Raw genomic sequence first — 23,458 nt, 5'->3', positions numbered from 1 at the left:
CTTCTACCGTAAGCCTTCCAGCCACCGGAAGGTCAAGAGGTTGGGTGAAGAACAGGGCGACCCTATTTCCGTTCACCGCGTACAATTACCGCTATATGCGTATTCGGCTTGATCCCTGGCCCATCGATACACAGGATGGGCAATTGACCCTGGAGCCGTTCAAGGGCCTTGTTTTTAACGTGGAATCCGACGACTGGCGGGCCATTCCCACGCGCGGCATTCCGAAAAGGGTCACGAAAGTGCTGGTGGTGGACGGCAAACCGCGTATGGAAGCGCGGCTGCTGCTGGAGGACGACGCCGGGAACATGAGCCTGGCGGGCTTCGGGGCGTTCGTGGTGGGCGCGGTGAGCCTGTGCCCGCACGGGTCGCGGCAGGCCGAACTGGTGGACGTGAAGGCCCGGCGGGTGCTGGCCTACAGTGGCGACACGCTGCTGGAACCCACCCGCCTGAGTCCGCGCAACCCGCACACAGGCGTGCTGGAGTACGCGCCGCACGCTTACGCGGGGGCACACGTGGAGGGCGCCAGGAGTGCCGTGCAGAGCCTGATGCTGAATGCCGAGCGGGACTTCAGCCGTGACCTGGCCTCCGAAATGCCGCTGGATGAAGCCGACGAGAACGCCCTGCCCGAAACGCTGGTCTTGCAGGACGGGCCGGTGCGTGTGGGCGAGGCGGGCCGCGCGGTCATCGGGTACGTGAAAACGCTTCACACCGATTACCTGGGCGCCGACCGCATTGGCCTGCTGGCGCAACTGGGGTGCGGTGAGCGCACGCCCATCCTGCGCTTCACGGTGGGTGACTCGGGCGAGGCGGATTACCGGGGTCGCGAGCAGCGCTTCACCTGGTACGTGCGCCTGTGCGACGCGCCCTTCTACCAGCACCCTCTGGCCGGCGTCATGCGCCTGGAAATGCATGCCCCCGAGGACACCGACTTTGTGCCCCGTGCGGTTATCGACGCGGCCAACCTGTCCGGCGCACTCCTCACCCGCCTGGGCAGCCAGCTTCACAAGGACGCCCGCGCCCCCCAGAACCTGATTCCCACCGCCGCGCTGGAACACGCCATGAGCCGTGCCATGGGCAGCCAGGAACTCGTGACCCGCCGCATCCGCACCCACCTGGCCCGCGAACTCCGGGAAGGCGTGCTGGCGTGACCGGCAATCTGAAACTCTCTGCCCCCAACGCCGCGCACATTGGCCGGGTGCTGGGCACCGAGGACGTGACCCCCACGATTTTCTGGTTCGCGGTGTCGGCGGGCGCAAGTGTGCAGCTCGATGACCTGGTGGTGGTGGAAACGCAAAGGCCGGATGGCAAGAAGGTTTCTTTCTACGGCCTGGTAGATAACGTGCGCAAGCGTCACGAGGGCGTGGCCTTCGAGTCGGATGTGGAGGACGTGGTGGCGGGCATTCTGCCGGCGTCCGTGAGCTACGCGGCGCGGGTGCTGGTCACGCGGGTCGACCCGGAGAATTTCATTCCGCCGCAACCCGGGGACACTGTGCGCCACGCGCAGGGCGCGGAATTGAGTATGGCCCTGAGCGCCGACAAGATGGGGGAGGCCGCCTTTCCCGGCGGGCTGCTGGCCGATGGACAACCGCTGCCGCTCAATTTCCGCTTCGTGAACGGCGAGAGTGGCGGTCACATCAACATCTCGGGCATTTCGGGCGTGGCGACGAAAACCAGTTACGCGCTCTTTCTGCTGCACAGCATCTTTACCAGTGGCGTGATGGATCAGGTGGCGCAGGCGTCGGGCGGGCAACTGGCGGGCACGGCGGGCGGACGGGCCATCATCTTCAACGTGAAGGGCGAGGACTTGCTGTTCCTGGACAAGCCGAACAAAAAAGTCGAGGAGAAAGAAGCCAAAGCTCAGGCAGAAAAGGGCCTTGGCCGCGAGCGTTACGCTCTGCTGAACCTGCCGCGCCAGCCGTTCAAGGACACGCAATTCCTGGCTCCGCCCCGCGCCGGGGGGCGAGGGGACGCCATCGTGCCGCACACGGATCAGCGCAGTGAGGGCGTCACGCCGTTTATTTTCAGCCTGCGCGAATTCTGCGCCAGAAGAATGCTTCAGTACGTCTTTTCCGACTCCGCTGGCAGCTTGAACCTTGGTTATGTCATTGGGAACATCGAGGAAAAGCTGTTCAGGCTGGCGCAGGCGCAGCAGGGGCCGGGAACACATCTGCTCGTCACGGACTGGAAAGTAGAGGAGAGCAGCGAAGTTCCTGAAGAACTGGATTTTGGCGATCTGGGCGGCATTCAGATTCAGACCTTTGACCACCTCATTTCCTATCTGGAATACAAATTGCTGGACGAGAACGATGGTCAGGGCGACAAGAAATGGGTCTTGAACCAGGCCCAGGGCACGCTCCGTGCGTTCACCCGGCGGTTGCGTGGCGTGCAGAAGCACCTCACGCCCCTGATTCGCGGTGACCTGACCGAAACGCAGGCCGAGAAGTACCGCCCGAACCTGCTGCGCGGCGCACAGCTCAGCGTGGTGGACATTCACAACCTGTCCGGCCCGGCGCAGATGTTCGTGGTGGGCGTGCTGCTGCGTGAAGTCTTCGAGCACAAGGAACGCTACGGGCGGCAGGACACGGTGTTCGTGGTGCTGGACGAGCTCAACAAGTATGCCCCGCGTGACGACGGCAGCCCCATCAAGGACGTGCTGCTGGAAATCGCCGAGCGTGGCCGCAGCCTGGGCATCATCCTGATCGGCGCGCAGCAGACCGCCAGCGAGGTCGAGCGGCGCATCGTGAGTAACGCCGCCATTCGCGTGGTCGGTCGACTGGATTTAGCTGAAGCCGAGCGCCCCGAGTACCGTTTCCTGCCGCAGAGCTTCCGCAGCCGCGCCGGAATCCTGCAACCCGGCACCATGCTGGTCAGTCAACCCGACGTGCCCAATCCCGTCCTCGTGAATTACCCCTTCCCCGCCTGGGCCACCCGCAAGGACGAGGTAGACGACCTGGGCGGCAGGAAAGCCGAGGACGTGGGAGACGACTGGCTGCGGTAAGACTTTGGATTGATGCTGGTGCTACCGCTGCGCCCTAGCCTGAACCTGTGAAGCCTTCCGTGCGTCTGACCACCTGGGCGCTGCTGTGTCTGCTGGCAGCCCCGCTGCTGTATGGCGTGTGCTGGCTGGACACCGCGATGGCCGGTCAGAGCTGGTCGGACGCCGATCCCTTTCCGTATGAGCAGGCTGATTCGGTACGCTTCGGGCTTTCCGGCCTGCGTTACCTGTACCGGGGCGACCTGCTGACCGGGCCGCACATCGGCTATCCGCTGGTGCTGGGCGTGCTGGCCCTGAATACGCTGCTGCTGTGGCTGGCGCGGGGCTGGGGTGAGCGGGCGCGACGGATGCTGCGGGTCAGTGGCCTGGCGCTGCTCTTGACCCTGGGTCTGGGCGGCCCTCTGCTGAAAGTGGCGCAGTGGAGCCACAACCGCCTGCTGGAACAGAGCGACGTGCTCGCGGTGCGCGCCATGCCAGCGTTCTTCCATGAAACAGGTGTCTGGAACGCGAAGCCGCTGGGCGTTGCCTTAAGCACGAAGCCCTGACCCTGCCCAACCCGACCGCCTGGGGGGTGCTGGGGCTGGCCCTGACGGGCGCGGCAGGCTTGCGGCGCCCGTGTTAACCCCAGCGCTCGGGCGTGAATACCGCTCCGCTGCTACCGGGCTGAGCTTTTCACCACCAGCTCCATTCCCTGAGCCAAAAAAACTCCCCCACCTTGAGGGCAGGGGAGGGTGGCGTTTGTGGGCGTTCAGCTCAGGACGCGGCGGGCGCCGATGTAGCGGCTGGCCCAGTACTTGTTGCTGAACAGCGGCTCGATGACGGTGCGGCCCTGGTAGCTGTTGGCGTTGGCCATCATGCCGTTGCCGAGGTAAATACCCACGTGGCTGGCGGTGCGTCCGGTGGTGTTGAAGAACACCAGGTCGCCGGCGCGCAGGTTGCGGCTGCTGACAGCCACGCCGCTGCGCCACTGGGCGTAGGCGGTGCGGGGCAGGTTGATGCCGAGGGTACGGAAGACCTGCAGGGTGTAGCCGCTGCAATCGATGCCGCGTCCGCCGGTGCCGCCCAGCACGTAGCGAATGCCCAGAAAGCGGTTGGCGGCGCTGCGGATGTAGGCGCTGCTGCCGCTGGGGGTCACGACGGGCGCGGTGCTGGTCTTGGCGACAGGTTTGGCCGAGGTGGCAGGGGTTTTGGGGGCATTGACGACCGTCTGGGGGGCCGTGGGGGCCGCGGTGGGGGTAGTAACAGTGGCCTGGGCCTTGGCAGGTGCAGCCTTGGCAAAGGCGGAGGGAGTGAGGTTCAGTTTCTGGCCGACTTGCAGGGTGGTGCTGGTCAGGCCGTTGAGTTTCAGAACGGTGGCGGGCTCCATGTTGGCCTTCTGTGCCACCGTGGCCAGGCTGTCGCCGGGTTGAACGGTGTAGTAGGTGGCGGCGCTGGCGGTGGTGCTAAAGGCCAGGGTGGTCAGGAGTGCGCGGATGACGTTCATTGACCCAGCTAGTTTACTCCAGCTTTATTTATTCGACCTTAATCCTTAGGCGAAGTGACAACTTTTATGCGTGTATACGACCACTATGCGCGAAAATTTGCGGTATTTGCGGGGGCGGCCTTGCTGTTCCCCTCAGTCTTCTCAGGAAATGACTCATTACTTACTCTTTTACAAAAAGAGCGCTGAAAACACTCTTTTTGCATGATGATGAAAAAAGCACATTCTCATTTTTCACATCTTAATGTCAGGCGGGGTTGGTCGCTCATGCGACTGGGCCAGCTGGACGTGGCCCTTCACCCGCCTTCAGGGAGCCGCCTATACTTGCCAGCAACGTGATCGCCCTGCCCTTCCCCCATTTCCCCAGACCGGAGCTGCCATGAAAGAACTCCTCTCCACCGAACAGATCCTCCAGGGCCTCAAGCACTACCGCCGCATTGCCCGCCAGGACATGCTGCGCGCCGCTGAAACCCCCCACCCCGACGCTTTTTTGAAGCACGCCGAGAGCCGCCGGGAAATCTACGCCAACCTGGGCGATTACGCCGGAGGCCACGCCGCCGACGAGGTGCTTCACCACGCCCTGGAGCTGTACCAGAAACTGCCCTTTGTGACAGGCAGCGCCGAGCACGAATTCCCTGAGATCAAGGGCCAGGAAAACGCGCTGGAGAACTTCTTCCTGCTGATGGGCCTCGACCCCAAGACCCGCCGCGAGGCCCGCAGCAAACGCCCGAAACTGAACGAAGCCTGAAGTGCGCCGCCCCGAACCGCCACGTCCGGCGCCGGGCGTGGCGGTATTTTTGCCTTCATGACGGATCTTGGTGCGGCGCTGCTTGACCTGGAGGCACGCAACCGCGCCTGCACCGCCTGCCGCCTGCGGGCCGGGTGCCTTCAGGTGGTGGTGTCGGACGGCCCCGTGAATGCCGAGGTGGTGATCGTGGGCGAGGCTCCGGGCGGCGGGGAAGACCTGGAGGGGCACCCCTTCGTGGGGCCAGGCGGACAACTCCTGGACCGCATCCTGGGGTCGGTGGGCCTCAGCCGCGAGGCGTGTTACATCACGAACGTGGTGAAGTGCCGCCCACCGGCCAACCGCGACCCGCAGCCGGACGAGATAGACACCTGCACCACGCTCTGGCTGGGCGCGCAACTGGGTTTGCTCAGGCCAAAAGTCATCCTGACGCTGGGCAACACCGCCACCCAGACCCTCCTGCAGACGCGCCAGGGCATCACCAAACTGCGCGGGCAGTGGTTCCCGTTCGTGCAGGCGCTGCCGGGCGGCCACAAGCACACTGCCTGGCTGATGCCCATGCTGCACCCCGCCTACCTGCTGCGCGTCGACACGCGCGCTCCCGGCGGCCCGAAAAGCCTGACCTGGCGCGACATTCAGGAAGTCGCCGCCGTGCTGCGCGGCGAACACCAGCCCGTGACTCACCCCCCGGACACCTCCCAACCCCGTCTGCTCTGAAACCGCGAGAAAATCACCTTGCCACGGTTCATGGTTGTCCCAGGGTCGTCAGGCCATGATCCGACTCTAGAATTCCGGCCATGACTGCGCCGCTGATCACGTCCCTGCAAAACCCACAGGTCAAACGCCTGGTGCGCCTGCGGACACGCCGCGCCCGCGAGGAAGAGGGCGTGATCCTGATCGAGGGGGCGCGGGAAGTCAGCCGGGCGCTGGGGGCGGGCGTCCAACTGACCGAGGTGTTTCTTTGCCCGCCCCTCTTCAGCCCGGAGGCCGCAGCACTGCGTTTTGAGGAGGGGCAAGTCACGCGCCTGACCCCGGCGGCCTTCGAGAAAGTCAGCCTGCGGGAGCACCCGGACGGTGTGCTGGCGGTGGCCGCCACGCCCCAGCCGCAGCTGGCTGACCCGCCTCCACAGGCCACCGTGGTGGTGCTGCACGGGCTGGAGAAACCCGGCAACGTGGGGGCCATCCTGCGCACCGCCGACTCGGTGGGGGCGCACGCCGTGCTGATCCTGGGGCGCGGTGCAGACCCCTACAGCCCCAACGTCATCCGCGCCAGTCAGGGCAGCGTGTGGCAGGTGCCGACCGTGCCCATCACGGAAGACGCGGCGTGGGCCTGGCTGGCCCGGCACGGCTTTCGCAGCGTGGCCTGCACGCCGGACGCGCCGCAGGTGTACTGGGACGCGCCCCTGACGGGCCGGGTGGCCCTGCTGCTGGGCACCGAGCACGAGGGCCTGCCGGAGTCGTGGCGCCGCACCGATGAGGCCGTGCGGATTCCCATGCAGGGCGGCGCCGACTCGCTCAACGTCGCCACCGCCGCCGCGCTGGTGCTGTACGAGTGCCTGCGGCAACGGCGCCCGGTGGATAGCTCGGTAAACAGTGATGCGTAGATCGTAAAGAAAGTACGGCTGGGTGCGTCTTTTCTCCTGATGTCAGGCGCGCAGGAGCGCCACACCCGCCCACCCCGGCGCCAGCGCTGGGGGCCGCCGCTGACGCGCTCACCCTTCACGGCGCACGGTATTTTTCGGGGGCGGGCCGCTTTCTTACGCCATACTGTAGGGCATATATGACCAAATCCGCGCCTCCCAAAGACCCGTATCGTGATTGGCTCAGGCGCAGGCTGGGGCAGGAACTGGGGGTGCGCGAGGCCGAGCAACTCGTGCAGGGAGCGGTGCAGCGCCGGGGCTGGCCGGCCATGCGTCCACTGGGGCCGCGTGAAGTGGTGGGGGTCTTGCAGGACGTGTACAAGACCATGTCCGAGAACATCGGTGAGGGCCGCGCCGACCGCTGGTTGCAGGAAGCGTCCATCGAGTTGCACCGCCTGGCCGAGACCGTTCCCACCCCAGTGGAAGCGCCCGCGCCGGACAGGTCGCCGAAACCCCCGACCAAGCCGGCTATGTGGGGCCGCCGCGCCCATGACCTGCCCCTGATGCTGGCGCGGGTGCACGCCGAGATCGCTACGCGCAGCCTGGGCACCATCCGGCACGACCCGGTGCTGTCGCGCCTGGAACGCGCCGCCGAGTGGGACGTGCAGGCCACGCAGGCCGAGGTGCGCCGCTGGCAGACCGAGGATATGCTCTCCAAACTGCGGGCCGATCACGCGCGGGCGGAGGTCGCCGATCAGGCAGCGTCGGCCCGCGCCCAGGCCGAGGTGCTGCGCCTGACGGTGGCGGAGCTGAGCGCCCTGCCGCGTTCCGATCAGGCCAGCGCCGCGCAACTGGCGCACACGCAACTGCTGCTGACACAAACCACCTCCTTCCTGGACGTGTTCGGGCCGCTGGTCACCGAGCAGGAAGCGGACGCGCCCCTCACCACGCTGCACATGGACTTGCAACACGCCCACTACTCGCTGGGCATTCCCCTGCACCCCAACGTGCTGCGGGCGCGGCACGGCCTGAACTTCGCGCTGTGGCAGGCCGGTGACCAGGGCGAGGAAGCGCCCGCCGTGCAGGAGGCCCGCCGCGCCCTGCAGCAGGCCGAGCAGGCAGCCGGCACGCAACTCAAGGCCACACTGGATGCCGCGCGTGGGCACCAGGCGGCCCTGAGTAGTCTGGCCCGGCAGGTGGAGACCCTGGAGGCCCGCGCCCTGAAACTTCAGCGGCTGGGCGGCGATCCCCTCAGCCTGGCCCGCCTGCGCCTGGAGTGGCGGCAGGCCCGCGCGGCGGCGCGCATCCAGTCGCACCGCATGGAGGAAGCCGTGCGGCTGCTGGAGGCCCTGATCAGTGACGACGCGAGCCTGCCCACGGAGAAGGCATGAACCTGCTTCAGGCGTCGCTGCTGGGCGGCGCGGCCTTCCGCGAGGTGCCGGAACTGCTCGCCGACCTGACCTTCGCCCAGGCATCCCAGACCGTCCCGGGCCTGCCGTACACGCTGGGCGCGCTCCTGAGGCACTTGCAGGTGACCATGCGCGTCAGCCTCGACCTGATGACCGGGAAGCTCGACGCCTGGCCCGAGAACCTGAACGTGTGGCCTGACCCGCCCCAAAGCGACACCGAACTGCACGCCCTGCTGGACGACCTGAATCTGATGCTGGCCGAAGCCAGGCTGCTGTCGGCCGACCCGAGCGGCGTGACCCGCGACATTCTGCTCGACCTGGCGGTGCATAACGCCTACCACTGGGGGCAGCTGGCCCTGATTCGCCAGCAGCAGGGCGTCACTTTTCGGCCTGCCAGTGAAACCTGACCTGCGCCTGTACCTGGGCCAGCGCGTGCGCGTGGTGGTCGATCGCCCGCTGGGTTCGGCCCACCCCCGCGACCCGCGCCTGATTTACCCCGTGAACTACGGCGAGTTGCCGGACACCCTTTCCGGCGACGGGCACCCGATTGACGCCTACCTGCTCGGCTGGCCCCAACCCCTCACTGAAGGGCGGGGAACGGTCGTCGCGGTTCTCGTGCGCGCCGACGACCACGAGGACAAACTGGCGGTGGCGCGTGACGGCACGCCCTGGACGGCAGAGACGGTACGGCAGGCGGTGCATTTTCAGGAGCAGTACTTTCAGACCACGGTGGTCATGGCCCGTGAGTAAAGCCACGAAATTCAGCAGCCCCATGCTGAGCGGCGTGACTGTAAATGGATTGGTGAAGCCAGGCGAACTGACCCGTATGAAACTCCGAGAGGCGACGGGAGTGGTTCTCCTAAGCGTGCAGGCGGCGCCTCAGGACGTGGGGGAACCGCTTGCCTTCAGGGAATTCTGCCAATTTTCGCCAGCACACAACCTCTCGCCAGACGGCTTATCCATCTTCAGATTTTTCTTTTCATCCCTGCCTACTCAGCGGCCTATTCTTCCTGTATGACTGAATTGAACCGGGCGGCCTTGCTGGTGGTCACGCCTCACTCGTCGGGGGCCGTACCGGCCGACATTCTGCGCGACATGCTGGGCGACGACCTGTTCGATACCCCAAAACGTGAGGCGCTGCTGCGGCGCCTCTTTCTGGATGGCGACCCGTACACCGACCTGATCTACGCCGTGCCTGGAGCGCGGCTGCTGGCGGCGCCCTGGAGCCGTTTCGCCGTCGACCTGAACCGGGAGCGCGGTGACCAGGCCGAGAACGGCGTGCTGAAACTCACGACCTTCGACCGTCAGCCGCTGTACCCGCCCGGTTTTCAACTGTCCGGGCCAGCGCGTGAAGCGCGGCTCCGCCGCCACTGGGACACTTTCGACGCCCAGCTTGCGGCGGAATTGCCAGCCACCCGCCTGATGATCGTGGGGCACTGCATGGCCCCGCAAGGCCCGCAACTGGGGCCGGATACCGGGACGCCCCGCCCGGCCATCTGCCTGATGACCGGCACACCGGACGCCCCGACCTTCCCGAGACAGCACTGGGAGGCCCTGCGGCAGCACTGCGCCGACGCTTTCGCACCCCTGATCGAGGCCAGCCCCTACCGCGACGTGTCTGTCGGAGTGCCCTGGACGACCGATACCCTCAGCGCCTCCCACCATGCCCGTAGCGGTGTGGCGGCCTTCGGCATCGAACTCAACTCCGGCCTGTACCTGAACAGCCAGGCCGAACCGCTGGATGAGGTGATTCGTGGCCTGAATGCCAGCTTCGCCCGTTTCGCGGACGCGGCGCTGGCCCTCCTTGAACCGTGAAGGTCGCCTGGCATTCTTGTACATAAAAGAAGCATCCCCGCCCATTGGGCGGGGATGCTTGATTTGGTTGCAGGGACAGGATTTGAACCTGCGACCTCCGGGTTATGAGCCCGACGAGCTACCAGACTGCTCTACCCTGCGTTACTCTGGTGTCCTGCACTTGATACCTTGCGCGCTTGGTCAGCCGGAGCGAACTTTCACGCTCAAAAATATTAGCGTGGCTCCGCTGGACTGTCAACCCCCAGCGGCCCCGTCGGGGTCACCTGGATGGTCGTGTCCCTGGGTGTCCCAAGACCGTATTGTACTTTCATGACCCATCTGCCCGGCAGTGGAACCTTCACTCCGTCAACCGCCACTCCCCAGCACCGCGCTGCCGGGCCTGAGGTGATTCGCGCCGTGATCCTGACCATCAGCGACACGCGCACGGCCACGACGGACACCAGCGGTCAGTACCTGAAAAACGAGTTGCAGCAGGCCGGGCACGAACTGGTCGAGTACCTGATCGTCAAGGACGACGCGGTGGAGATTCGCGCGGCCCTGACGCGCCTGGTGCACCGCGCCGACCTGATTCTGACCAGCGGCGGCACCGGCATTGCCGGGCGCGACGTGACCATTCCCGTGGTGGAATCCATGCTGGTCAAACCCATTCCAGGCTTCGGTGAACTGTTCCGCATGCTTTCGTACCAGCAGGTTCGGGGCGCGGCCATGCTGTCGCGCGCCACCGGCGGCCTGACGCGCGGCGCCCTGCTGTTTGCCATGCCCGGCAGCCTGAACGCCGTGCAGACCGCCTGGGAAAGCATCCTGAAAGACGAACTGCGGCACCTGGTCTTCGAGGTACTGCGCCAGGGGCAACCTGGAAGTGCCAGCCCGCCCCTTCCCGCCACCATGGCGGGGCCGGCCGCCGCGCCTGCCATGCCGCCCACTCCTGCTGGCACGCCACCCGTCCACCCGGCTCCGGCCGCCCCAGGGCTGCTCAGCACGCACATCAATCAGGGGGCGTCAGCGGGTATCGGCCGGCATGCCGGGGTCATCGGCAGTGACCCTCTGGTGCACGGTGCGGCGGGCCTCGGGCGGCACGCGGCCACAGGCGAGCACGGCGCCCTCAAAGACCCATCCAAGGACACAGTGAAGGACGACCCCCAGCGCTAAACTGCGGGCGTGTCGGACGCCCTGTCACTCACCAACGCGCCTTTTCTCAGCCTCAGCGTGCCGCGAGTGACGTCCCTGTACGCCCTGACCCTGCTGGCCGTCACGCTGTACTGGTGGGGGCGCGTGTGGCGAGAAGGCCGGGCGGGCCGGGTTCCCCGCGTCGCGTGGTGGAGCCTGCCGGGCCTGCTGCTGCTGCTGTTCGCCCCGATTCTGGAGCAACCCACGTTTTTCGCGCTGGGCGCGTTCCTGCTGCTGCTCGGCGAATTCTGGCCGCGCGCATACCGCCGCGCCCCGGGCCGCCCGGGCTGGTGGTGGCCGCTGCTGGGCGGCCTGCTGGGCGCGGCGCTGCTGCTGAGCGTGACCCGGAGTTTGGAGGCGCAGCGGCCCGCACTGGCTGCCGCACTGGCGCTGCTGCTCGGTGGCGGGGCGGGACTGGCCTCTGCACTCTCCTGGCCGCGCCGCGCCACGCCCTCCACCCTGCCCGGCTGGCCCCGCTGGGTCGACGTGACTGTGCCGGAATGGCCCGACCTGAGCCTGACCCTCACCGGCAACGGCGCGGAACTGCGGAACGTCTCCGCCTCCGCCCTGAACGTATCCGGCTGGTCGCCCGCCCGCACGAACGGCTGGCTGCTCGTCCGCAATACGCGCGGCGAACCGGTTCGTACCCTCGCGGCGGGTGAGGCCGCCTGGCTGCCCATCGAGGCCCACGCTTCGGGCGTGCGTGTCTGGTACAACGTCGGCGATGACCAACAGGAACCGCGCCTGTTCCGGGCCGACTGGACACCCCCTACCCAGGGGCAAAGCCGCGTCCTGAACTGAAAGAGGTCAATGCAAGTGATGAATAAGGAAGGGCTGTCCTGGCACCGGCTCTTTCACCAAAAAGAAAACCACCCGGGCGGGTGGCTTTCTTCATCTGGCTGAGTTTACTTGGTGGGCACCTTGATGCTGCCGCTGATGATCTTGGCTTTCACACCTTCGAGGCGCACCACCTGACCGCTGGGGATCAGGGCCTTGTTGTACTGGTCGACCGCGTAGCCCACGCCGCCTTCCTTGAGGCCGAAACGGCGTTCGCCGCCCTTGAACTTGTCGTCCTTCACGTCGCGGATCAGCGCGTACACGGCGTTGTCGACGCGCTTGAGCATGCTGGTCAGGCCGTGGTTCATGGTGGCGGGGTTCTTGTCGAAGTCGCCCAGGTAGTTCTGGTTGCTGTCCACGCCGATGAAGAACATGGGGCGGGTGTTGCCGGCGCAGGCCTTCTGGTAGCTGGCGCTCTTCTTCACGCTGGCAAAGGCGTTGCTTTTGAAGGTCACGCCTTTGGGCAGCTGGCTGGCTTTCAGGCACTGGGTCTGTTTGATGTAGTCGATCAGGCCACCGCCCGAGCCGCCGGCTGCGGCAAAGATGATGTCCGCGCCGCGTCCGCGCATGCTGGCGGCAATTTCCTTGGCCTTACCGGGGTTGTTCCAGGCGTCGGGGGTGGTGCCGACGTACTGGGGGACCACCACGGCTTTGGGATTGGCGGCTTTCACGCCTGCGGTGTACCCGGCCTGGAACTTGTGAATGAGGGGAATGTCCATCCCGCCGATGAAGCCTACCACGCCGGTGCTGCTGTTCATGGCGGCCAGGTAACCGACCAGGTAGCTGCCCTGTTCTTCGTTGAAGACCAGGCTGGCGACGTTCTTCTCGGGAGACACGTCGTCGACCAGGCCGAAGAACAGGTCCGGGTTCTCCTTGGCGACCTGGCTGATGCTGGCGTTGTTGGCGAAGCCTACGCCGACGGTCAGGTCGAAGCCTTCCTTGGCGAACGAACGCACGCCCTGAATGATCTGGCTGGGGTCGCTGGGTTCAAAGTCCTTGACCTGCAGGCCGAAGGCCTTGGCAGCGCGCTGGCTGCCTTCGTAGGCGCTCTGGTTGAAGCTCTTGTCGGCTTTGCCGCCGGCGTCGTAGGCCATGCCGACGCGCATGGTCTGGGCGCTGGCGACGGTGGTGGCAAGGGCAAGGGCAACGGTCAGAAATTTCTTCATGTGGTTCTCCTTGAGAGGTGTTGAGTGTTGAAGCTAATGCAGAGTATACGGAAAAACCGGGGTGTCTAGACTCCGTTCACTGTTACTTTTAAGGATGCGGTCAGAAGGGCAAATTTCGCTTTTGACTGGGTTCTGCGGAGGGCCGCAACGCAGCGGAAAATGAGAGAAGGATTGACAGCGATGCGCCGCTGCGGTGAGGAGAGGTAAGAGGTGCTGACTACTTTGCGTGACCCTTCCTGCTGATTGGCTATGAAGCAAATTAGATAGAATGATTTTGTACTCAGGCGAATCGGTGGGGGTGCTACGCTGAACGCATGACCGATGCAGGCCACGCCGACCTGAAAACCCGTTACCTCGCGCTGCGCGAGGAAATCGCTGTGCATAACCGCGCCTACCATGAGCTGGACGCCCCCACCATCCCCGACAGCGAATACGACCAACTGGTCCGGGAAATGCGCCGCATCGAGGCCGAATACCCGCAGTGGGCGGAAACCGACAGCCCCGCCCAGGCAGTAGGGGGCGCACCCAGCGCGGCCTTCCAGTCGGTGACGCACCCCATGCCCATGACCAGCCTGGATAACGTGTTCAGCGACACGGAACTCGCGGACTGGCAGGAAAAACTGGCCCGCTCTCTGAACCTGCCGCCCGAATACGACGACTTCACGTTTACGGGCGAACTGAAAATCGACGGCCTCAGCGTCAATCTGTACTACCTCGACGGTGCCTTGCAGTGGGCCGCCACGCGCGGCAACGGGCGGGTGGGGGAGATGGTCACCGCACAGGTGCTCACCATCCCCGGCATTCCACAAAAAATTGAGGGCCTGAAAGGCGAACTGGAGGTGCGCGGCGAAGTGTATATGTCGCGCGCCGACTTCGCCGCCTTCAACGAGCAGGCCGAGGAACTGGGTACGCCCCTGCTGAAAAATCCCCGCAACGGCGCGGCCGGCGCCCTGCGACAGAAAGACCCGGAGGTGACCCGCACCCGCAACCTCAAGGTTATTCTGTACGCCCTGGGCAAACGAGACGGCGTTCCGGCCCGCACGCAGTGGGAAGTGCTGGAATGGCTGCAAAGCCAGGGATTCCCGACCAGCCGTTACTCCGAGCATTTGCGCGGCCTGGCAGCCGCCGTGGACTACCACGCCCGCATGATTGGCGCGCGCGCGGACTTCGAGTTTGACGCCGACGGCACCGTGCTCAAGCTCGATTCGCTGCGCCTGCAGGAGGAGGCCGGGTTCACCAGCCGTGCCCCGCGCTGGGCCATCGCCTACAAGTTTCCGGTGGAGGAAGTCGAGACCACGCTGGAAAGCATCAGCGTGAATGTCGGCCGTACCGGGAAACTCGCGCCGCTGGCGCACCTGTCTCCCCGGCTCATCGAGGGCAGCACCGTCAGCAAGGCCACCCTGCACAACGAGGACTACATCCGCGACATGGATCTGCGCGTCGGGGACACGGTGGTGGTGCGCAAGTCCGGCGGCGTCATCCCGCAGATCATGCGCGTGGTGACCGAGAAACGCCCCGCCGACGCCGCGCCGTTCGAGTTCCCGAAAGTGTGTCCCACCTGCGGCCAGCCGGTCACGCGGGCAGAAGGCGATGCCAACACCTACTGCCTGAACCCTGCCTGCCCCTCGCAGACGTACCAGCTCATTCAGTACTTCGTGGCACGCGGCGCCATGGATATTCAGGGCATCGGCGAGAAACTGATCACGCAGGTGCTGGAAGCCGGACTGGTGCACGATCCCGCGGACCTCTACCAGCTCACCGCCGAGCAACTCGCCGGCCTGGAGCGCGGCGGCGAGAAGAAAGCGCAGAACATCCTGAAGGAACTGGAGGAAAGCAAAACCCGCCCGCTGTGGCGCGTCATCAACGCCCTGGGCCTCGACCACGTGGGCGAACGCAACGCGCAGGCGCTGGCCCGCGCTTTTGGCACGCTGGACGCCCTGCTGGCCGCCACACCCGAGCAGATCGCGGACGTGCCCGGTTTCGGCAAGAACACCGCCGCCAGCGTGGCCCTGGCCCTGCAGGAGGAGCACACCCAGAACCTCATTCGCAAACTCCGCGCTGCGGGCCTCAACCCACAGGAAGAAGAAACGGTGCGTACCGACCAGCTCGCGGGCCTGAACTTTGTCATTACCGGCACCCTTTCGCGCGCCCGCGATGAGATCAAGAACCAGCTGGAAGCCGCCGGGGGCCGCGTGACCGGCAGCGTCACCAAGAAAACCAGTTACCTGATTGCCGGGGAAGAAGCGGGCAGCAAGCTCGACAGGGCCACCGAACTGAACATCCCAGTTCTCGACGAAGCGGGGCTGGCGGCGTTTCTGTCCGAAAAAGGCGTGAACTGAGGCACCTCCCCCCGTTTTTTCACGGTTCACCATGGACACGCCGGGGGCCGCTTCTGTACCCGGTGCAGTGAACCTTATAAACTGTCCGGTACTGCTGCGCCCTTTTCCGGGCGCACCCTGGAGGCCCCACGCATGGCGACACCCGCGAATTCCCCCGAAGTTGAAATCAGCAAGAATGTCCTGATGGATATTGCCACGACCACCCTGGAAGGCATTGAAGGCACCGAGATTGCCAGTGCACCCCTGAAAGTCGGCGAGGTGCTGCGTAACCAGCAGAGCGCCCGCAAGCCCCGCGCCCTGAAAGTCACCCGTGAGGGCAACGAGGTCACAGTAGACATCGGCTTGAACGTCGATTACGGTCTGAATCTGGTGAAGGTCTCGCAGCACGCGCAGCGGGCCGTGTGCGAGAACATCGAACTGATGACCGGCCTGAAGGTGCGCAGCGTGAATGTCTCGGTGCAGGGTGTATGCCTGCCGAAAGGGCAAGCGTCTTGAGGGCCGCCTGGACAGCAGCGACCGCCTCTGTGCTCCGTAAGACAGCCCTTGGCACCGGCTCACCTCGTTCGGGGCTGCCCCCGGAGGTTGTATGACCCGTCGCCGTGAAAAGGCCAACCAACCCGTCGGCACGCGCCGGGCCGCCCGTGAATTTGCCTTCCGGGTGCTGTTCGAGGCCGACCGGGGCGACCTGCCGCTGGACGCCGTGTTTACGCGCGTCGAGGGCAACATGCGCGAGGGTGACGATACCTTTGCATCACTGAACGCTGAGGCGCTGGCTTTCGCGCAGGAACTGACGCGCGGCCTGGGCCAGCACCGCGCCGAAATTGACACGTTGCTGCGCCGCACCATTCGTGGCTGGAGTTTCGAGCAGATGGCCCAGACCGACCTGAATGTGCTGCGCCTGGCCGCCTTCGAGATGACGCACACGCCCGAACCACACCCACCCGTGATCGAAAGTGCCGTGCGCATTGCCCGTAAGTTCGGCGGCGACGACTCGGGGCGCTTCGTGAACGGCGTGCTGGCAGGCCTGTCGCGCCAGTTGCAGGCCGAAGCGGAGCAGCGCGACTGACGCATGAGCTGGTGGGAAGCCCTTCTCGGTAACCGCTGGTTGTGGACGGCCATCGTGGCCTCCACCACAGCGCAACTCATCAAGGTGTTGTTGATCCTGCTGCTGACCGGGCGCTGGCGACCTGCGGCGTTCATGGAAACGGGCGGCATGCCCAGCAGCCACAGCGCCATGGTGGGGGCCATCTGCACGGGCACCGGCATCACGCAGGGATTCGAAAGCCCCCTGTTCGCGGTGGCAGCAGTGTTCGGGGCCATCGTCATGTACGACGCGACCGGCGTGCGGCACAGCAGCGGCGTGCAGGCCAAACTCCTGAACGAACTTATTCAGGAGCTCAAAGATGTGGTGCGCGAGGGTTTTGCGCCGCAGCCCATCAGGGTACTCCTGGGCCACACCTACCTGGAGGTGCTGGTGGGCTTCCTGATCGGAATCGGTGTCGGCCTCGTCTCTTTCAAGCTACTGCACTGAAGAACCGCCCAAAGCCAACCAAAGCAAAAGCCCCTGCACGTGGCAGGGGACTTCGTTTAGTCTTGTTTGATTTACCAGCGGTCGTCGCGGCGGCGGTCGTTGTTGTACGCGGGCGCCGGGGCGGCCTTGGTCACAACGATGTTCTTGGCCTGGGGGCCTTTGCCGTTCTGACCGGGTTCGATTTCGAACTCGACTTCATCGCCTTCGTTGAGCTTCTTGAAGCCCTGGGCGTTGATGGCACTGAAGTGCGCGAACACGTCGGCACTGCCTTCCGTCTCGATGAAACCAAAGCCCTTCTCTGCGTTGAACCACTTTACTCTACCTGTAGCCATCTTAATTCTCCTTGCTCTTCCAGCATTGAGCGCGTAACCCTGTAGATCGAACCCGGTTTACCCGTCAACCGCATGCTGGAGTCGAACCTGTCCAAGATACGGGGGGACGAGTGTCCTGAACGAAATTTAGATTACAATTCAATCTTCATGATTGTGAAAAAGCTTGAAGACTAAGCCATTCTTATTACCCGGCTCATATTGACGGCTCTATTTTATCCGGGTAATATCCAGGCATGACGGACTCGTCCACTTTTACCGTATTTCTGGGCCAGCAGCGCCTGGTCACCGCGCCTCTGCGCGATACCCTCAGCTACCTCAAGCAGCACCTGGGCAGCCAGGCACGCCATCAGCCCCTCGTGATCTTCAACGACCAGACCGGCAAGGTGGTGGACTTCAACTTGCAAGGCACGCTGGAAGAAGTCCTGGAACGCGAGGCTCCCCTCCCAAAAACTGGCCCAGGGCGCCCGAAACTCGGGGTGGTGTCGCGCGAAGTCAGCCTGTTGCCGCGCCACTGGGACTGGCTGGAAGCGTGGCCGAACGGCGCCTCTGCCGCCCTGCGCCGCCTGATCGACGAGGCCCGCAAAGCCGACCCTGTTGCCGAACGCAAGCGCCAGGCCACCCTGCCCACCGACCGCTTTTTGACCGTCATGGGCGGCGACCTGCCCGGCGCAGAGGACGCCAGCCGCGCCCTGTACACCGGCGACAGCGCGACCTTCCGGCAGATCGTGCACACCTGGCCCGAGGATATTCGCCATCACGTCCTGCACCTGTCCGCCGGGGCATTCGAGGAGAGCGCGGCCGGGGAGGAGCCATGAGTGACCCGCGCAAGTACAAGGATTTCACGCCCCGTATGGGCATCTACCGCGTGACACACCTGCCCACGGGACGCACCTTGCTGGGCCAGAGTACGCACGTGGAAGGGATGCTGAACCGCCTACGCTTCCAGTTGCAGGCGGGTGGGCATACCAACAAACCCATGCAGCGCGACTGGAACGCACACGGCCCGGACAGCTTCACCTTCGAGGTCGTGGACGAACTGAAGCCCCAGACTGCCGGCGAGGAACCCGTGGACGAACTGAAGGAGTTGCTGGCCTTATGGCAGGAGAAACTGAACATTCCCCCGAACCAACAGTATTAAGGCCCGGCAGTACGGCCTCTGAACTGAGTTTCCTGGCGGTTCATGGTGACGCGCCGGTGCGCGCCGCAGTGGCCGCGCACCCCAACACGCCCGCCGAACTGCTGGGCCAACTCGCGGCCGAATTTCCGGCTGAAGTGCTGGGGAATCTGGCCTGGCCTCTCCTGCGGCTGGCGCAGCCGAACCTGCTGAAAGCCTGGCCGGAGGCGGCTGTAATTGCGCTGCTGCGGCTGCCCCAGGCCCCCGAGTGGTTCCGTCACCACGCCGCGAAATCTGACTCGCTCGAGCTGCAGGTGGCCCTGGCCCGGCACCCGGCGCTCAGCCCAGCCGAGATCGATCAACTGGCGCGGCATTCTGCGTGGGTGGTGCGTGCCCGGATTGCCGCCCGAACCGACGTGAGTGCCGAACTTCTGCACACTCTCGCCCACGACCCGGATTACGGTGTGCGTCTGGCTCTTGCCTCACGGTCAGACCTGCCCGCCAGCAGTGTGGCTGCCCTGCGCCGCGACCCTTCCCACTTCGTGCGGCAGGTGATCGAGCAAACCCAGCGGGCCAGCCTCAGCGCCTTGCTGTTTCTGCTGTGCCTGTGGCCGGGCTGAAATCAGCGCTTGAGAGCAACACGAAAAACCCCCAGCCACGCGGGCTGGGGATGCATTCCGGTCAGGGAAGCTTATTTCAGTTCGACTTTGGCGCCGGCTGCTTCGAGCTGGGCCTTCATCTTGTCGGCTTCGTCCTTGGCCACGCCTTCTTTCAGAACGCCGCCCTTCTCGCTCATGTCCTTGGCTTCTTTCAGGCCCAGGCCGGTGATGGCGCGGATTTCCTTAATGACGTTGATCTTGCTGGCGCCAGCGTCGACCAGCACGACGTCGAATTCGGTCTTCTCTTCAACGGCGGCGGCGGGGCCGGCGGCAGCGGGACCGGCGGCGACGGCGGCGGTCACGCCCCAGGTTTCCTTGAGACCGTCGATCAGGTCAGCAAGTTCCATGATGGTGAGTTGGCCGAGTTGGTCGATAAGCGCTTGTTTGTCGTAAGCCATGATGTGTTCCTCCGGAGTTGAAGTGGGGTCTTGCTTCTCGGTTCAGGCGGGCGCTTAAGCGCTCTGGCCTTCGCCTTCGAGTTTTTCTTTGTACGCTTCGAGGATGCCCACGAAGTTGCTGAGGTGCGCGCTGAGCACACCGACCAGTTCGGCCTGCAAGGTGGTCTTGCTGCCGAGGCTGGCGAGGCGTTCCACGACCTTCACGTCGACCTTGTTGCCTTCAACAAAGCCGCCCTTGATGGCGGGAATGCCCTTGTCGTTGCCTTTGGCGGCGTCGCTGAGGGCCTTGGCGACCCCGGCGGGGTCTTCCTGGGCCAGCACCAGGGCTGAAGGCCCTTTCAGGGCGTCGGTGAAGTCCTTGCCGCCGTCTTGCAGGGCCAGGTTGATCAGGGTGTTCTTGGCAACGATCAGTTGCCCACCCTTCTCGCGGATGTCTTTACGCAGTTTGCTCAGTTGCCCGGCGGTCAGGCCCTGGTAATCAACGACGTAGAACGTCTCGATGCCCGAAAGGCTGTCCTTGAGGTTGCTGAACGTCTGCTGGTTCTTTTCGTTCGCCACGCGGTGAACCTCCTAGGTGGGAACAAGTTCAGGTGCAGTTCTCGCATGCTTGATGCCTGAAAGCTCTTGCAGCCTGACAACTCGGCGGGATCTTTAAACGTGGCTGAGGCGTCCCCGCTGTCTTTGATGCCAAAAAGAGGGCTTATTGGAAGGGTGCGAGGTGCACCGGAATGCCGAGAGAGAGGGGAGGACAGGCAGTGTGTTGACGCTCTGCCCTCCCTGCGCTTTAGGCGCTGCTGCTGCTGAGGGTCAGGGGAATGCTCGGCCCCATGGTGGTGGTCAGGTACGCGCTGCGCACGAACACGCCCTTGGCGCTGCCGGGCTTGGCGGCTTCCAGAGCAGACACCAGGGCGCCGAAGTTGGCGCTGAGGTTGCCGGACTCGAAGCTGGCCTTGCCGATGGGAGCATGAACAACGCCGGTCTTGTCGTTACGGAATTCGATCCGGCCCGCTTTCAGACCCTTAACCATGCCGGCCACGTCGGGGCCGACGGTGCCGCTCTTGGGGTTGGGCAGCAGACCGCGGGGCCCGAGCAGACGGGCGAGTTTCTGACCGACAGCGGCCATCATGTCGGGGGTGGCCACCACGGCGTCGAAGTCCATGAAGCCACCGGCGATGCGTTCGATCAGCTCATCGCCACCGGCCACGTCGGCGCCGGCCGCTTCGGCAGCTGCCACGTTTTCACCCTTGGTGATGGCGGCCACGCGGATGGTGCGGCCCGTGCCGTGAGGCAGGGCGACCGTGCCGCGCACGTTCTGGTCGCTCTTGCGGGGATCGATGCCCAGGCGGAAGTGAACTTCCACAGTCTCGTCGAATTTGGCCGTGGCAATTTCCTTCACCAGGGCGGCCGCTTCGTCGATGGTGTACTGCTTGTTGCGATCCACTTTGCTGACCAGCGCGTTGTAACGTTTGCCGTGCTTAGGCATTGGGGGCCCCCTCGATGGTGACGCCCATGCTGCGGGCCGTACCCGCCACGGTGTTCGCGGCGGCTTCGAGGCTGCCGGCGTTCAGGTCGGGCATTTTGGTCTTGGCGATTTCCAGCACCTGATCCCAGTTCAGTTTGCCCACCTTGTTCTTATTGGGGGTGCTGCTGCCCTTGCCCACGCCTGCGGCCTTGCGGATCAGGTAGCTCATGGGGGGGGTCTTGGTGATGAACGTGAAGCTGCGATCTGCGAAAATGGTGATTTCCACGGGAATGATCGCGTCACCTTTGTCCGCCGTCTGGGCGTTGAAGGCCTTGGTGAACTCCATGATGTTCGCGCCGTACTGACCCAAGGCCGGGCCGACGGGCGGGGCCGGCGTGGCCTTGCCTGCCGGGAGTTGCAGTTTGACAATCCCTGTCACTTTCTTCATTTCAAATCCTCCTTAGCTCCCCCAGCCAGGAAAACCCGTGTGGTCTGGGGTGCTGACGCTAAGTTCCGTCAGTCTGTAACTGACAGCAACTTTCCAATTTTACACAGTGCAGGCCCGGTTGCCAAGAGCTGGGCTGTGCTTACTTCGTGACCTGCGAGAAATCCAGTTCCACCGGCGTTTCGCGCCCGAAGATGCTGACCAGCACCTTCACCTTGGACTGGGCCATGTTGACCTCGCCCACCACGCCGCTGAAATCCGCGAACGGGCCGGAGGTAACGCGCACCATGTCGCCCGCCTTGAAGTCCACCTTGATTTTCGGGGCTTCCTCCACGGCCGGCTGGGCCGCCACGCCGACCGAAGCCAGCAGGCGCTGCACTTCCTCCGGCGACAGCGGAACCGGGCGGGTGGCGGTGCCGACGAAGCCGGTAACGCCGTTGGTGCCGCGCACCACTTCCCACGATTCGCCCAGTTCGCCCGGCGCGTCGTCATCCTCAACGTCCATCTGCACGAACACGTAACCGGGGAACAGTTTGCGTTTCACGGTGACTTTCTTGCCACCTTCCTGGAGTTCCACGGCCTCTTCTTCCGGCTGAATCACCTGGAAGATCTTGGTGTAGAACATGCCCAGTTTCTTCGCCCGATCCATCAGTTGTTCCTGCACGCGGTCTTCCTGACCGACGTAGGTGTGAACGGCGTACCACTCGATGCTCATGCTTGCGCTCCTGCGCTCTACCTGAGCGCCGCTTGAATGCCGAGGCCGAAAATCGTGTCCATCAGCCAGACAATTAAGGTCAGGGCCACCAGAAAAATCAGCGTCGCCTGCGTTCCCTCAATGACTTCCGTGCGGGTCGGCCACGTCACACGGGCCAGTTCGGCGCGTGCGTCGCTGAAGTACTTGAAGAGATTCATAACGTCACCAGCAATGGAAAAAGGTCAGGCCGCCAGCGGGCAGTCTCAGACCTTTTTCTCCTTGAAGACCACGTGCTTCTTGGCCACGGGGTCGTACTTGCGCAGTTCCATTTTGGCCTGCGTGTTGCGGCGGTTTTTGGTGGTGGTGTAGTAGAAGCCAGTGCCTGCACTGCTTTCCATCTTCACGATGATCCGGGGGCCGTCTTTCGCCATAAGAACTCCTTTTCGCAAGCGCCGCTCACTGTCTTTTGACCGTGGGTTTTGCTGCTCCCAGCGCCCGCCGGGGCGGATTGTGTAACGCTGGTAAAAACCCGCCGTCTGGCGGGCAACATTCCAAGTATAAGCATTTCGCCCTGCCGTGTCCACCCCGAAAACACGTTTTCTTACAGCAAGTGGGGCCTGGTGCGCCTGCGGGCTTCTTGCTGCACGAACCGCGAGGTGTCGGTCAGGAATGAGTACAGGAACTCCCTTGACAGGTCAGGTCGTGAAGCCACCGCCAGCCGCACCGCGTCATGCCGATCCCGGCTCAGGTCGGCAAGCAGGGCAGGGGAGAGATCAGTTCTGGCCGCAATTCGGGCGCGAACCAGCCAGGCTTGATGGTGAGCCAGTGTTTGCATTTCCTGCGTGGTGAGGTTCGGATGACTGGCGAGAGCCACCTGAAGTTCTGTTCTGGGGTATGTGAGGGTTTGCCTCCTCAACCAGGCTGGGGCTTGAGGCTGTCTGACCAGAGCCAGCAGCGCCGAAACAGGCCAGCGTTGCGTGAGGCGCGGATCAGCGAGGCGCAGGAGCGGTAAGGCGGGGTTCATCAGCACTTCAGCAGGAAATTCAGTGGCCAGTATTCCCAGCATGCAGGGCGCGGTATTGGGATGTGTGGCGACGGCAGCCCTGATGTGGGCGTCCGGGCTGAGCGAGAGGTTTGCCAGTTCCGCCGCGGGCAGGTCAGCCGCCAGAGGAAGAATGCTCGACCCGTTCATGCCTCAATGCTAAGGCGCGACCTGTGGTTGTCCCTAAAGTAGTACTAAACCGAGGCCAAAAAAAGAGAGGCCCGAAAGCCTCCCCTATAACTTGAAGT

Annotated in this window: 30 protein-coding genes and 1 tRNA gene; 19 read left to right on the top strand and 12 right to left on the bottom strand. The window is 64.4% G+C overall.

Features of this window, described 5'->3' with window-relative positions; translation table 11 throughout:
* Positions 1-95 precede the first annotated feature (95 nt).
* The 3 genes from E5Z01_RS04360 to E5Z01_RS04350 are packed head-to-tail and all read left to right on the top strand — an operon-like array spanning position 96 to position 3,540.
* Entirely contained in the window at positions 96-1,148 is a 1,053-nt protein-coding gene (locus tag E5Z01_RS04360; RefSeq protein ID WP_135228261.1) for a DNA double-strand break repair nuclease NurA, read from the top strand.
* Positions 1,145-2,998: an ATP-binding protein gene (locus E5Z01_RS04355; protein WP_135228260.1), complete on the top strand. Its 1,854-nt coding sequence runs from the start codon at positions 1,145-1,147 to the stop codon at positions 2,996-2,998. Before E5Z01_RS04360 ends, E5Z01_RS04355 begins: the two co-directional genes overlap by 4 nt.
* 47 nt (positions 2,999-3,045) lie before the next feature.
* The gene (locus tag E5Z01_RS04350; RefSeq protein ID WP_135228259.1) at positions 3,046-3,540 is read left to right on the top strand and encodes a hypothetical protein; all 495 of its coding nucleotides are present in this window, start codon (positions 3,046-3,048) and stop codon (positions 3,538-3,540) included.
* Positions 3,541-3,743: 203 nt separating this feature from the next.
* Here E5Z01_RS04350 and E5Z01_RS04345 read toward each other — a convergent pair whose 3' ends face one another.
* A complete protein-coding gene (locus E5Z01_RS04345; RefSeq protein ID WP_135228258.1) occupies positions 3,744-4,478 on the bottom strand; it encodes a C40 family peptidase in 735 nt (244 codons plus the stop codon).
* Between the two features lie 376 nt (positions 4,479-4,854).
* On the opposite strand from E5Z01_RS04345, the gene E5Z01_RS04340 reads away from it, so the two are divergent.
* From E5Z01_RS04340 to E5Z01_RS04310, 7 genes are all read left to right on the top strand, one after another.
* Positions 4,855-5,223, top strand: a complete 369-nt coding sequence (locus E5Z01_RS04340) for a hypothetical protein (RefSeq protein WP_135228257.1) — start codon at positions 4,855-4,857, stop codon at positions 5,221-5,223.
* Positions 5,224-5,280: 57 nt separating this feature from the next.
* Positions 5,281-5,937, top strand: coding sequence for a uracil-DNA glycosylase (locus tag E5Z01_RS04335; protein WP_135228256.1), 657 nt, complete (start codon positions 5,281-5,283; stop codon positions 5,935-5,937).
* A gap of 80 nt (positions 5,938-6,017) precedes the next feature.
* Positions 6,018-6,824 (top strand): TrmH family RNA methyltransferase, encoded by an 807-nt coding sequence (locus E5Z01_RS04330; protein ID WP_135228255.1) that lies wholly within the window; start codon positions 6,018-6,020, stop codon positions 6,822-6,824.
* 176 nt (positions 6,825-7,000) lie between these two features.
* Positions 7,001-8,191: a hypothetical protein gene (locus tag E5Z01_RS04325; RefSeq protein WP_135228254.1), complete on the top strand. Its 1,191-nt coding sequence runs from the start codon at positions 7,001-7,003 to the stop codon at positions 8,189-8,191.
* Positions 8,188-8,616, top strand: coding sequence for a damage-inducible protein DinB (locus E5Z01_RS04320; RefSeq protein WP_135228253.1), 429 nt, complete (start codon positions 8,188-8,190; stop codon positions 8,614-8,616). Before E5Z01_RS04325 ends, E5Z01_RS04320 begins: the two co-directional genes overlap by 4 nt.
* Positions 8,606-8,959 carry an inorganic diphosphatase gene (locus E5Z01_RS04315; RefSeq protein WP_135228252.1) on the top strand — a complete coding sequence of 118 codons (354 nt, stop codon included), beginning with the start codon at positions 8,606-8,608 and terminating at the stop codon, positions 8,957-8,959. Before E5Z01_RS04320 ends, E5Z01_RS04315 begins: the two co-directional genes overlap by 11 nt.
* A 264-nt stretch (positions 8,960-9,223) precedes the next feature.
* Positions 9,224-10,024, top strand: coding sequence for an N-formylglutamate amidohydrolase (locus tag E5Z01_RS04310; protein ID WP_135228251.1), 801 nt, complete (start codon positions 9,224-9,226; stop codon positions 10,022-10,024).
* Positions 10,025-10,088: 64 nt separating this feature from the next.
* Here E5Z01_RS04310 and E5Z01_RS04305 read toward each other — a convergent pair.
* A tRNA-Met gene (locus E5Z01_RS04305) sits at positions 10,089-10,165 on the bottom strand.
* 168 nt (positions 10,166-10,333) lie between these two features.
* On the opposite strand from E5Z01_RS04305, the gene E5Z01_RS04300 reads away from it, so the two are divergent.
* Positions 10,334-11,173, top strand: coding sequence for a MogA/MoaB family molybdenum cofactor biosynthesis protein (locus E5Z01_RS04300; RefSeq protein WP_135228250.1), 840 nt, complete (start codon positions 10,334-10,336; stop codon positions 11,171-11,173).
* Between the two features lie 9 nt (positions 11,174-11,182).
* Positions 11,183-11,992, top strand: a complete 810-nt coding sequence (locus E5Z01_RS04295) for a hypothetical protein (RefSeq protein WP_240738179.1) — start codon at positions 11,183-11,185, stop codon at positions 11,990-11,992.
* Between the two features lie 104 nt (positions 11,993-12,096).
* Here the strand turns inward: E5Z01_RS04295 and E5Z01_RS04290 are convergent, their stop codons facing one another.
* Positions 12,097-13,194: a BMP family lipoprotein gene (locus tag E5Z01_RS04290; protein ID WP_135228249.1), complete on the bottom strand. Its 1,098-nt coding sequence runs from the start codon at positions 13,192-13,194 to the stop codon at positions 12,097-12,099.
* Between the two features lie 314 nt (positions 13,195-13,508).
* Between E5Z01_RS04290 and ligA the strand changes: the two genes are divergently transcribed.
* The 4 genes from ligA to E5Z01_RS04270 all read left to right on the top strand — a co-directional run bounded on the left by ligA (position 13,509) and on the right by E5Z01_RS04270 (position 17,064).
* Positions 13,509-15,533, top strand: coding sequence for an NAD-dependent DNA ligase LigA (gene ligA / locus E5Z01_RS04285; protein WP_135228248.1), 2,025 nt, complete (start codon positions 13,509-13,511; stop codon positions 15,531-15,533).
* A gap of 132 nt (positions 15,534-15,665) precedes the next feature.
* Complete coding sequence (locus E5Z01_RS04280; RefSeq protein ID WP_135228247.1) at positions 15,666-16,028, top strand: Asp23/Gls24 family envelope stress response protein; 363 nt, start codon at positions 15,666-15,668, stop codon at positions 16,026-16,028.
* A gap of 91 nt (positions 16,029-16,119) precedes the next feature.
* The gene (gene nusB, locus E5Z01_RS04275; RefSeq protein ID WP_119763244.1) at positions 16,120-16,599 is read left to right on the top strand and encodes a transcription antitermination factor NusB; all 480 of its coding nucleotides are present in this window, start codon (positions 16,120-16,122) and stop codon (positions 16,597-16,599) included.
* A gap of 3 nt (positions 16,600-16,602) precedes the next feature.
* A complete protein-coding gene (locus E5Z01_RS04270) occupies positions 16,603-17,064 on the top strand; it encodes a divergent PAP2 family protein (protein WP_135228246.1) in 462 nt (153 codons plus the stop codon).
* 71 nt (positions 17,065-17,135) lie between these two features.
* Here E5Z01_RS04270 and E5Z01_RS04265 read toward each other — a convergent pair whose 3' ends face one another.
* Entirely contained in the window at positions 17,136-17,396 is a 261-nt protein-coding gene (locus E5Z01_RS04265; RefSeq protein ID WP_119763240.1) for a cold-shock protein, read from the bottom strand.
* A gap of 233 nt (positions 17,397-17,629) precedes the next feature.
* On the opposite strand from E5Z01_RS04265, the gene E5Z01_RS04260 reads away from it, so the two are divergent.
* The 3 genes from E5Z01_RS04260 to E5Z01_RS04250 are packed head-to-tail and all read left to right on the top strand — an operon-like array spanning position 17,630 to position 19,130.
* The gene (locus tag E5Z01_RS04260) at positions 17,630-18,211 is read left to right on the top strand and encodes a DUF2239 family protein (RefSeq protein WP_135228245.1); all 582 of its coding nucleotides are present in this window, start codon (positions 17,630-17,632) and stop codon (positions 18,209-18,211) included.
* On the top strand, positions 18,208-18,534 hold the full coding sequence (locus E5Z01_RS04255) for a GIY-YIG nuclease family protein (protein ID WP_135228244.1): 327 nt from the start codon (positions 18,208-18,210) through the stop codon (positions 18,532-18,534). Before E5Z01_RS04260 ends, E5Z01_RS04255 begins: the two co-directional genes overlap by 4 nt.
* Positions 18,492-19,130, top strand: a complete 639-nt coding sequence (locus E5Z01_RS04250; protein ID WP_135228243.1) for a hypothetical protein — start codon at positions 18,492-18,494, stop codon at positions 19,128-19,130. Before E5Z01_RS04255 ends, E5Z01_RS04250 begins: the two co-directional genes overlap by 43 nt.
* Positions 19,131-19,201: 71 nt before the next feature.
* Here the strand turns inward: E5Z01_RS04250 and rplL are convergent, their stop codons facing one another.
* The 8 genes from rplL to E5Z01_RS04210 all read right to left on the bottom strand — a co-directional run bounded on the left by rplL (position 19,202) and on the right by E5Z01_RS04210 (position 23,360).
* The gene (rplL, locus tag E5Z01_RS04245; RefSeq protein WP_119763232.1) at positions 19,202-19,567 is read right to left on the bottom strand and encodes a 50S ribosomal protein L7/L12; all 366 of its coding nucleotides are present in this window, start codon (positions 19,565-19,567) and stop codon (positions 19,202-19,204) included.
* A gap of 54 nt (positions 19,568-19,621) precedes the next feature.
* Complete coding sequence (gene rplJ, locus E5Z01_RS04240) at positions 19,622-20,125, bottom strand: 50S ribosomal protein L10 (RefSeq protein ID WP_119763230.1); 504 nt, start codon at positions 20,123-20,125, stop codon at positions 19,622-19,624.
* A gap of 226 nt (positions 20,126-20,351) precedes the next feature.
* Positions 20,352-21,050, bottom strand: a complete 699-nt coding sequence (gene rplA / locus E5Z01_RS04235; protein ID WP_135228242.1) for a 50S ribosomal protein L1 — start codon at positions 21,048-21,050, stop codon at positions 20,352-20,354.
* Positions 21,043-21,477: a 50S ribosomal protein L11 gene (gene rplK, locus E5Z01_RS04230; protein ID WP_119763226.1), complete on the bottom strand. Its 435-nt coding sequence runs from the start codon at positions 21,475-21,477 to the stop codon at positions 21,043-21,045. Before rplK ends, rplA begins: the two co-directional genes overlap by 8 nt.
* 139 nt (positions 21,478-21,616) lie before the next feature.
* The gene (nusG, locus tag E5Z01_RS04225) at positions 21,617-22,189 is read right to left on the bottom strand and encodes a transcription termination/antitermination protein NusG (protein WP_119763224.1); all 573 of its coding nucleotides are present in this window, start codon (positions 22,187-22,189) and stop codon (positions 21,617-21,619) included.
* Positions 22,190-22,206: 17 nt separating this feature from the next.
* Positions 22,207-22,386: a preprotein translocase subunit SecE gene (secE, locus tag E5Z01_RS04220; RefSeq protein ID WP_135228241.1), complete on the bottom strand. Its 180-nt coding sequence runs from the start codon at positions 22,384-22,386 to the stop codon at positions 22,207-22,209.
* 45 nt (positions 22,387-22,431) lie between these two features.
* Positions 22,432-22,599: a 50S ribosomal protein L33 gene (gene rpmG / locus E5Z01_RS04215; RefSeq protein ID WP_022800165.1), complete on the bottom strand. Its 168-nt coding sequence runs from the start codon at positions 22,597-22,599 to the stop codon at positions 22,432-22,434.
* 170 nt (positions 22,600-22,769) lie between these two features.
* The gene (locus E5Z01_RS04210) at positions 22,770-23,360 is read right to left on the bottom strand and encodes a hypothetical protein (RefSeq protein ID WP_135228240.1); all 591 of its coding nucleotides are present in this window, start codon (positions 23,358-23,360) and stop codon (positions 22,770-22,772) included.
* Positions 23,361-23,458: the final 98 nt, after the last annotated feature.

Source organism: Deinococcus fonticola (assembly GCF_004634215.1).
In the GTDB taxonomy this organism is placed as follows: Bacteria; Deinococcota; Deinococci; order Deinococcales; family Deinococcaceae; genus Deinococcus; species Deinococcus fonticola.
The sequence above is the reverse complement of the archived record's forward strand: the minus strand, read 5'-3'. Positions and strand labels throughout refer to the sequence as shown.

Bases quoted from the DNA above. Each gene is read 5' to 3' on its own strand.
- E5Z01_RS04360 (WP_135228261.1), top strand. From the start codon at position 96: ATGCGTATTCGGCTTGATCCCTGGCCCATCGATACACAGGATGGGCAA.
- E5Z01_RS04345 (WP_135228258.1), bottom strand. From the start codon at position 4,478: ATGAACGTCATCCGCGCACTCCTGACCACCCTGGCCTTTAGCACCACC.
- E5Z01_RS04340 (WP_135228257.1), top strand. From the start codon at position 4,855: ATGAAAGAACTCCTCTCCACCGAACAGATCCTCCAGGGCCTCAAGCAC.
- E5Z01_RS04335 (WP_135228256.1), top strand. From the start codon at position 5,281: ATGACGGATCTTGGTGCGGCGCTGCTTGACCTGGAGGCACGCAACCGC.
- E5Z01_RS04330 (WP_135228255.1), top strand. From the start codon at position 6,018: ATGACTGCGCCGCTGATCACGTCCCTGCAAAACCCACAGGTCAAACGC.
- E5Z01_RS04325 (WP_135228254.1), top strand. From the start codon at position 7,001: ATGACCAAATCCGCGCCTCCCAAAGACCCGTATCGTGATTGGCTCAGG.
- E5Z01_RS04320 (WP_135228253.1), top strand. From the start codon at position 8,188: ATGAACCTGCTTCAGGCGTCGCTGCTGGGCGGCGCGGCCTTCCGCGAG.
- E5Z01_RS04310 (WP_135228251.1), top strand. From the start codon at position 9,224: ATGACTGAATTGAACCGGGCGGCCTTGCTGGTGGTCACGCCTCACTCG.
- E5Z01_RS04300 (WP_135228250.1), top strand. From the start codon at position 10,334: ATGACCCATCTGCCCGGCAGTGGAACCTTCACTCCGTCAACCGCCACT.
- E5Z01_RS04290 (WP_135228249.1), bottom strand. From the start codon at position 13,194: ATGAAGAAATTTCTGACCGTTGCCCTTGCCCTTGCCACCACCGTCGCC.
- ligA (WP_135228248.1), top strand. From the start codon at position 13,509: ATGACCGATGCAGGCCACGCCGACCTGAAAACCCGTTACCTCGCGCTG.
- E5Z01_RS04280 (WP_135228247.1), top strand. From the start codon at position 15,666: ATGGCGACACCCGCGAATTCCCCCGAAGTTGAAATCAGCAAGAATGTC.
- nusB (WP_119763244.1), top strand. From the start codon at position 16,120: ATGACCCGTCGCCGTGAAAAGGCCAACCAACCCGTCGGCACGCGCCGG.
- E5Z01_RS04270 (WP_135228246.1), top strand. From the start codon at position 16,603: ATGAGCTGGTGGGAAGCCCTTCTCGGTAACCGCTGGTTGTGGACGGCC.
- E5Z01_RS04265 (WP_119763240.1), bottom strand. From the start codon at position 17,396: ATGGCTACAGGTAGAGTAAAGTGGTTCAACGCAGAGAAGGGCTTTGGT.
- E5Z01_RS04260 (WP_135228245.1), top strand. From the start codon at position 17,630: ATGACGGACTCGTCCACTTTTACCGTATTTCTGGGCCAGCAGCGCCTG.
- E5Z01_RS04255 (WP_135228244.1), top strand. From the start codon at position 18,208: ATGAGTGACCCGCGCAAGTACAAGGATTTCACGCCCCGTATGGGCATC.
- E5Z01_RS04250 (WP_135228243.1), top strand. From the start codon at position 18,492: ATGGCAGGAGAAACTGAACATTCCCCCGAACCAACAGTATTAAGGCCC.
- rplL (WP_119763232.1), bottom strand. From the start codon at position 19,567: ATGGCTTACGACAAACAAGCGCTTATCGACCAACTCGGCCAACTCACC.
- rplA (WP_135228242.1), bottom strand. From the start codon at position 21,050: ATGCCTAAGCACGGCAAACGTTACAACGCGCTGGTCAGCAAAGTGGAT.
- rplK (WP_119763226.1), bottom strand. From the start codon at position 21,477: ATGAAGAAAGTGACAGGGATTGTCAAACTGCAACTCCCGGCAGGCAAG.
- nusG (WP_119763224.1), bottom strand. From the start codon at position 22,189: ATGAGCATCGAGTGGTACGCCGTTCACACCTACGTCGGTCAGGAAGAC.
- secE (WP_135228241.1), bottom strand. From the start codon at position 22,386: ATGAATCTCTTCAAGTACTTCAGCGACGCACGCGCCGAACTGGCCCGT.
- rpmG (WP_022800165.1), bottom strand. From the start codon at position 22,599: ATGGCGAAAGACGGCCCCCGGATCATCGTGAAGATGGAAAGCAGTGCA.
- E5Z01_RS04210 (WP_135228240.1), bottom strand. From the start codon at position 23,360: ATGAACGGGTCGAGCATTCTTCCTCTGGCGGCTGACCTGCCCGCGGCG.